Source organism: Trichocoleus sp. FACHB-46 (assembly GCF_014695385.1).
Classification (GTDB): domain Bacteria; phylum Cyanobacteriota; class Cyanobacteriia; order FACHB-46; family FACHB-46; genus Trichocoleus.
The window spans coordinates 1-6,213 of sequence record NZ_JACJOD010000015.1; the positions used below are offsets into that span (position 1 = coordinate 1).

Consider the following 6,213-nt stretch of genomic DNA (forward strand, 5'->3'; position numbering starts at 1 on the left):
CGCTTGCGGCACTATCTGGCTCGTCTGCATCGTCAGAGCTTCTGTTATTCCAAGTCACAAGAGATGCTGGAAGCCTCTATCTGCTTATTGACCTACTATCTGAGACATTGGAAGGCAAAATTCTGCTCCAAGCATCAGCACAGCTTGGCTCAATTGTTAGAGCTAGATTCGCAGAGCGTCCTGCTACCTTCCTACTCCACCTTTCGTCGTCTTTTTCTCCTCGTGGATGCCCAAGCGTGGGTCGATGCCCTTAACGTTTGGGCGCTCTCTCATGCCCCAGAGTGGACAGAGTTGGACTGGGCGATTGATGGCAAGAGCATCAAATGCACCTCGAGTGGGTGACAAACGTCAGCTCAAGATTTCATCTGCTTGGTGTCGGTGTATGGGCAGCGAGCAGGCGTGGTGCAGTTAGCCTTGATTATGGTTCCGTGCAACGATTGACCTTTGTCTAGTTCGCTAGTAAGTCGGTCTATGGAAGAACTCGCTGAGCTGATTCGGAGCAATCCTGACTTTCGTGAACTCAAACGCGCCTTGACCGTACAGATGGTGTCCCAAGGTTATACCTACTTTCAGATTCGCGATGTGCTGCAAGTCTCAGTCGGCTTGATCAGTAAATGGAAGCAAGCTTTTGAGGAGCAAGGAGTTCTAGGCTTGGCTTTTCAGTATCAAGGCTCCACGGGTTCCCTCACGCCCTCGCAACGCCTGGTGTTGCGTAGCAACTTCGCTGCTTTAGGTATTTAGACCGGCATGGATCAATTTTCAAGAATTTGAGTTGACCAATTTTCATCTACTTTAGGATAAGGGCCACAGAATTGACGCAAGGCATCTTTCAAGTAACTCACTAATCCAAATTTAGGGGAAGCGTTAAATCCAACCTTCAATTTAATTCGTTCCTTGACTGAAGAACTTCCCAGTAGTAAGCCAGGTACTTTAGGTAGTACATGATGCTCATAGTGATAGAAGGTGTAACCATAAAACAAAAAGTTAACGACTGGGTTCACTCGATATGTTCTTGATGCAAACTCTGTGAGTGCTTCACTACCGACAGGTAAGGCGTAATGTGAAACATTTTGCCCTATTCCCCATAAGGGCAAAAATAGGAGACGGCAGAAAAGAAAATAGTAACCTCCTATGTAAAAGAGAAAAACTGTAGTCAGAAAAGTAAATAATTGACAGCAAAGAAAACGTTTATTCCTATAATTTCCACGGCGAAACCAGTGTCCAAGCCAAGCAGAAGTTTTAGGTAGAATAGGAAATATATATCCAGCAATTTCGTGAAATACAGCCCCCCAGCCACATAAAGATAGGTAGTACTGGATTTTTCCTGCGAGGCCTTGATGAGATTCAGTCATATCAATCGTACAACTTGCATGAAGACGTCCGCATAAATGGTGATACGAGTGCGACCACCTCAACAGTAAGTAATTATGACCAACAACAGCGTATCCTAAACAGCCTAGAATGAAATTTAGCTGTTTGTGTCTTGGCCATGTTTTAGGAACTAATACTCCGTGAACAGTCTCGTGGCACCCGTGGTGAAGAGAAAGTATTAAAGGTACAGCGAAAAAACTATAAATATTTTGAAGAGATAGTAGACATATGATTCCCAAGGTAGTTCCTAAAAAGAAAACTGGGCTAAAACCATACCAGAATAGGCTAGCTCTTTGGCTCATGTTGTAGTCTCCAAATAGCGTCTTTTCTCTGCAATTATTTCGCTAATACGTTGCTTAATACCACTTTGATAAGTATCAGTATACTTAACTAATAAAGACTCCCTTTTTTCTGAAATTCTTAATTTATCTTTTACAGATTCAAAATCAATTGCGATTTTGGATAGCCACAACTCATAATATCCATTTATATAAATTAAATTTTCAAGCTCCTCAATAGAAGGCGTATGATCAAATTTTATAAAACATTCCTTTAAAAAGGAACTATTATAGCGCCCTGATATAAAGTCCTCTTTCCAGTCGGTCAAATCATCCTCCAATTTCGTAAGATAAATAAAATCTTTAATTGCATCACATATATATTGTGGTACTTGCTTACAACAAGCAGTTGCAACAAGCTCAAATAGAAAAAGTACGTGTCTTGCTGAGTTAACTATAATTTCGCGGTCAGACTGGATATCCATACTAGAGATCAGCTTACTATTCTTTTCTCCTTCATAAAGCGCATTTGCGAGATCAGAAAACAATAGATTTATGCTGCTACTTATTTTTGAGTCTTTTATTCCAGCAAGAGTAGCAAAATTTCTGAATCTATTTAAGCTGCCTACAAGAAGCAGAGATAAGGCTTTTGCAATTTCAGGATTTGTAAGATTACTTCCTAAAGGTTGGTTATCAATCAATGCATCTAGACAGACAATTGAAGCAGTCAAGTATGAGTATCCAGCTTTTAATTCATTAACTAAGGGTTCAGATATTATAATTTTCTCAGTATCAAAATAGTCCAAAGCTAAATTTACATGATCAAAAAGTAAAGGCTTATCATGAACCTCGCTGGCACAGAATTGCAAAAGAAAACTGCTATTTTCAGAAAAGTCCTCATTCAGGTAATTTTTTATAGAAAATTTATTTTGATTGTTAATTGTATTCATCGTCCCCGGCTTCATAACTTTAACAAAATTAAAAAAGCGCACCTCTAAAGAATGCGCTTCAAATCAATCATTTGTAATTAGTTTTACAAATCTTGATGTACTCGAGAATAAAATATAATCAAGAGCACTTCTATTTGATGATGAGAGTACAATCACAACCTAGTCATTGAACTATCGTTGGTGTCCAAACTTGTACTTGTGATTTTGTCTCTTGATTTTGCATTTGTGCAATGAATTGCCGCCTTCTCTCTGTAGAAATATGGCTTAAATTTACCCCGCCATTTTCCACTAGAGAATGCAAATCTTTAACATCGACTGATTGTAGAGATTTTAGATCGTTCTCAAGCAACTGATTCGGCATAGAGATTAAACCTCTAATGAGTTGGAACAGAGCAGACTTAGAACAAAGGTGTTTTTGATTTTTCTCAAAATGCCTTCATTAAAGGATTAAAACACACACATCATTATTATGTCCAGAGCTTAAGCCCTTGAAGACAAGCCGCTCGTCCTGCTTGGATCAATATCCTCTAGAGATCCATTAAAACAAGGGGGTAATAATGCTGTTTCCAGAGTGCTAAATGACACTTAAAACCTTGGTTTGAAAGGATTAAAGAAAACTTTTATGACTTAGCTGAAATATCCGAAGAAACATTTACATGTATGTTGAAATTTTTGAGATTTTTTCGCTAAATCCCCTACTGCTCAGATCTTTCAGCAAGCATGTGGCACTTGTCGTAGCTTCGCTACCTTTGGATCAACTACAACAAAAACTCCAGTGCTTTGTTAAGGCTTAAACACTAAAACACAATTCGTTAATTCTCAACCAACGATTCCAACTGCTGCAAAAGCTTCTCCATGCGCTTTCGCTTTTTGGGGTCATCTAGCCCCTGCTTCACCTTACGGGAAACAGAAACCAGGCGGTCGCTCAAGGTAGGTTGATGGGAAGTTGTTGCGGTGAGAGTCTTCAGTCGCTCCTTAATTTGCATCAAAGGCAAATTCTGGGCGATCGCCTCCTCTAAAAGTTGCTGCCGCGCCTGATCATTCTTTAGCCGAGCGATCGTTCGTGCCTTTGTGTATTCCAGCCTGCCCTGACGCAACACCTCTAGCACATCAACCGGAAGCCTCAGCAGCGGCAAACGTGATGTACGAAAGCTTTCAGGTGTTAAACCAATCGTCGATTCTAAGATTTCAGCGATCGCTTCCACCCGTCGGGAAACGTTTCCCGATAACTCAACTCCCTTCTTCTGAGCCGTCGCCATCTGGGTCAGCGCATCAAAAACTTCATCTTGGCTGCACTTTAATTTAAGCGTTAGCAGGTCTAACACCCCCTCCGTTTCCTCAATCGGGTTCAAGTCTTCCCGCTGCAAATTCTCAATCAATGCAAGCTGAAATGCCTCCTGGTCAGATAGTTCCCGCACCACCACAGGAACCTCCTGCAAATCAGCCAGTTGAGCCGCTCGATACCGTCGCTCTCCAGCAACCAACTCATACTGTCCCTTCGGCAGCGATCGCACCAAAATCGGCTCTAAAATGCCGTGTTGCTTGATTGACTCTACAAGCTGCTCTAGTTTTTCGGGGTCAAAAAAGCGCCGAGGTTGCTTGGCAGGCAAGCGAATCTTTTTGATCGCGATCGCGTTTGTTGCAACCGAATCTGTAGAGCCAGGATCAGGCTCAACTGAAGAACTCAAGAATGCACTAACCCCCCGCATCTCCGGAACCGCACGCTTCTTAGTCATGCTAGTGCCTCCAATTGAGTCGCGATCGTCTCCAAAACTTTGACCGCAGGATGACCAGAACTATACTGAGCCAACGGCAAATGCTCCATCGACGCATCAGCAAAAGCAGTCGCACGCGGAACAGGTGGAAAGACAGTTGTAATTGCTCCAAGCTGTTCCTGAATTGCCCCTAAAATCGATTTGTCCTGAGCATTACTAGCGGCATAAATAGTAGGCACCACTCCAGCAATCTTCAACTCAGAATTCACGTAAGTCTGTACCTGTTTAACACTATCCAACAGTAATTCTGTCCCCTTATAGCTCTTGTACTGCGTCTGAATAGGGATCAGCACATGAGTTGAAGCAACCAGACTCAAGACACTCAGAATTCCAAGACTGGGTGGTGAATCAATCAGAACCACATCATACTGATCCAAGATTGGCTCTAACACCCGCTTCAGCCGCCACTCGCGCGCCATCACAGACGTAAGCTGCATTTCTGCCGCACTAAGCATGATGTTAGAAGGCAACAAGTCCATCCCATGAATGCCCTGCTGGATCGCTAACGGAGCTTCATTGAGAATAGAGTCTGCAATAGTCTGCGTCAGATCAGCTGGCTCCAACCCCATAAAAACCGTCAAGCTCGCTTGGGGGTCCATATCAATCAGCAACACCTTACGACCATGCTGAGCGATGTGATAGCCCACATTCATAGTCAGCGACGTTTTCATCACGCCACCTGACTGGTTATAGATAGTGATTACTAAAGCCACCAGATTTACCTACGAGTCGTACTCAACAGCCTATGAGATTATGAGCGCAAGTTAATACTCTGAGCTACATTTACTCAAATCACACCATTAGAAATGGCTGAGCCACTAGTTTACAGTTTGATAGCTGTAAGCGATCGCAACTCTAATTTCAACTGGCTTCATATACGAGGAAAATACATGGTTAATTCCACGTTCAAATTCGCTGCACAATCGCCCGAAGAGTTAGCTGCCATTGTTGGTCGATTTCAGAACCAAATTCCCACCTGGCAAGATTACCTGTTCTTTTTAGGAATGCTACCAGAGTTCACTAGGCTCAAGTGGAGCTTTGAGCCAGGAACTGAAGATGAAGTAGATGAATTTGGTCGGCTATTTTGGCTACAAAGTGCTCTAGCTGAATGGGTCGACTACCTAGTGACAAAAAGCCAATCACCAGACTCAGAAGGAGTTCCGGTTCCGTCTGATCTCAGAAATTCTGAAAAAGTGGTCGTTAAAGTAAGGGCAGAACTTTCGAAAGCTGTTCTTGATCTCGCGCGCTTTACGTTTGACCGAGTATCGCATCTCAAAACAGCCAACCGCCCTACCCCCGAATCAGTTTGGTTCGCATGGGAAGTACAAAGCTTTGAGGATATGGTTTTGCATTCTGGATTAATTACCGGACAAGCAACAAAGCGGGAGAGCAAAGAAACCGTGAATGCTAGATGTCAGGAAATCGCCAAGATATTAGAAGCAGCGAATCCCAGAACATTGCTTTTGTCTACTGCAAAGGTAGACTATGCCGATGAACTTTTAGGAGATCTAGAGGCACTGCTTTGCTTCGCTTATGCAGAAGCAGTGAGTGATATCTACTTCAGAAATAGCAGGGAATACATCGGTTTTCAACGAGCCTTGAGAGCCTGGAGCCGAGAGTGTAGAAGCCATTCCTTCTGGATACTGCCTCAATTTGAGAATGGCAAGCGACTACCCACTGGGCGCAAAGCTAAACGAGATCCCAAGCAGGTCAACTCCCAAAATGTCAGGACTTACGCAAGAGCCATCTGAACAGACGGATGCTTGAGTTGTGCAATCAAGTAGTCCGAGAGCATCCCATGCTTGACTTGATAGATGGTTTTGCTGCTCTGGTAAGCGA

General features: G+C 43.1%; 7 protein-coding genes and 1 pseudogene. 3 read left to right on the forward strand and 5 right to left on the reverse strand.

The annotated features are described in order from the left end of the window. Together H6F72_RS11655 and H6F72_RS11660 are read left to right on the forward strand one after the other, a co-directional pair. Positions 1 to 108, forward strand: a pseudogene (locus H6F72_RS11655) (IS1 family transposase); the annotation flags it as partial. Between the two features lie 363 nt (positions 109 to 471). Further along, positions 472 to 741 carry a helix-turn-helix domain-containing protein gene (locus H6F72_RS11660; protein WP_190435145.1) on the forward strand — a complete coding sequence of 90 codons (270 nt, stop codon included), beginning with the start codon at positions 472 to 474 and terminating at the stop codon, positions 739 to 741. An 11-nt stretch (positions 742 to 752) separates the two neighbouring features. Here H6F72_RS11660 and H6F72_RS11665 read toward each other — a convergent pair whose 3' ends face one another. The 5 genes from H6F72_RS11665 to H6F72_RS11685 form a co-directional block, all read right to left on the reverse strand. Beyond that, positions 753 to 1,673, reverse strand: coding sequence for a fatty acid desaturase (locus H6F72_RS11665; RefSeq protein WP_190435149.1), 921 nt, complete (start codon positions 1,671 to 1,673; stop codon positions 753 to 755). Further along, the gene (locus H6F72_RS11670; RefSeq protein WP_190435152.1) at positions 1,670 to 2,599 is read right to left on the reverse strand and encodes a hypothetical protein; all 930 of its coding nucleotides are present in this window, start codon (positions 2,597 to 2,599) and stop codon (positions 1,670 to 1,672) included. Before H6F72_RS11670 ends, H6F72_RS11665 begins: the two co-directional genes overlap by 4 nt. 163 nt (positions 2,600 to 2,762) lie before the next feature. After that, positions 2,763 to 2,960 carry a hypothetical protein gene (locus tag H6F72_RS11675; protein ID WP_190435155.1) on the reverse strand — a complete coding sequence of 66 codons (198 nt, stop codon included), beginning with the start codon at positions 2,958 to 2,960 and terminating at the stop codon, positions 2,763 to 2,765. A gap of 451 nt (positions 2,961 to 3,411) precedes the next feature. Next, positions 3,412 to 4,335, reverse strand: coding sequence for a ParB/RepB/Spo0J family partition protein (locus tag H6F72_RS11680; protein WP_190435157.1), 924 nt, complete (start codon positions 4,333 to 4,335; stop codon positions 3,412 to 3,414). After that, entirely contained in the window at positions 4,332 to 5,087 is a 756-nt protein-coding gene (locus H6F72_RS11685; RefSeq protein WP_190435160.1) for an AAA family ATPase, read from the reverse strand. Before H6F72_RS11685 ends, H6F72_RS11680 begins: the two co-directional genes overlap by 4 nt. 177 nt (positions 5,088 to 5,264) lie before the next feature. On the opposite strand from H6F72_RS11685, the gene H6F72_RS11690 reads away from it, so the two are divergent. After that, complete coding sequence (locus tag H6F72_RS11690; RefSeq protein ID WP_190435163.1) at positions 5,265 to 6,125, forward strand: hypothetical protein; 861 nt, start codon at positions 5,265 to 5,267, stop codon at positions 6,123 to 6,125. The last annotated feature ends 88 nt before the right edge of the window (positions 6,126 to 6,213 follow it).

Coding starts and splice junctions, on each gene's coding strand:
- H6F72_RS11660 (WP_190435145.1), top strand. CDS start 472: ATGGAAGAACTCGCTGAGCTGATTCGGAGCAATCCTGACTTTCGTGAA.
- H6F72_RS11665 (WP_190435149.1), bottom strand. CDS start 1,673: ATGAGCCAAAGAGCTAGCCTATTCTGGTATGGTTTTAGCCCAGTTTTC.
- H6F72_RS11670 (WP_190435152.1), bottom strand. CDS start 2,599: ATGAATACAATTAACAATCAAAATAAATTTTCTATAAAAAATTACCTG.
- H6F72_RS11675 (WP_190435155.1), bottom strand. CDS start 2,960: ATGCCGAATCAGTTGCTTGAGAACGATCTAAAATCTCTACAATCAGTC.
- H6F72_RS11680 (WP_190435157.1), bottom strand. CDS start 4,335: ATGACTAAGAAGCGTGCGGTTCCGGAGATGCGGGGGGTTAGTGCATTC.
- H6F72_RS11690 (WP_190435163.1), top strand. CDS start 5,265: ATGGTTAATTCCACGTTCAAATTCGCTGCACAATCGCCCGAAGAGTTA.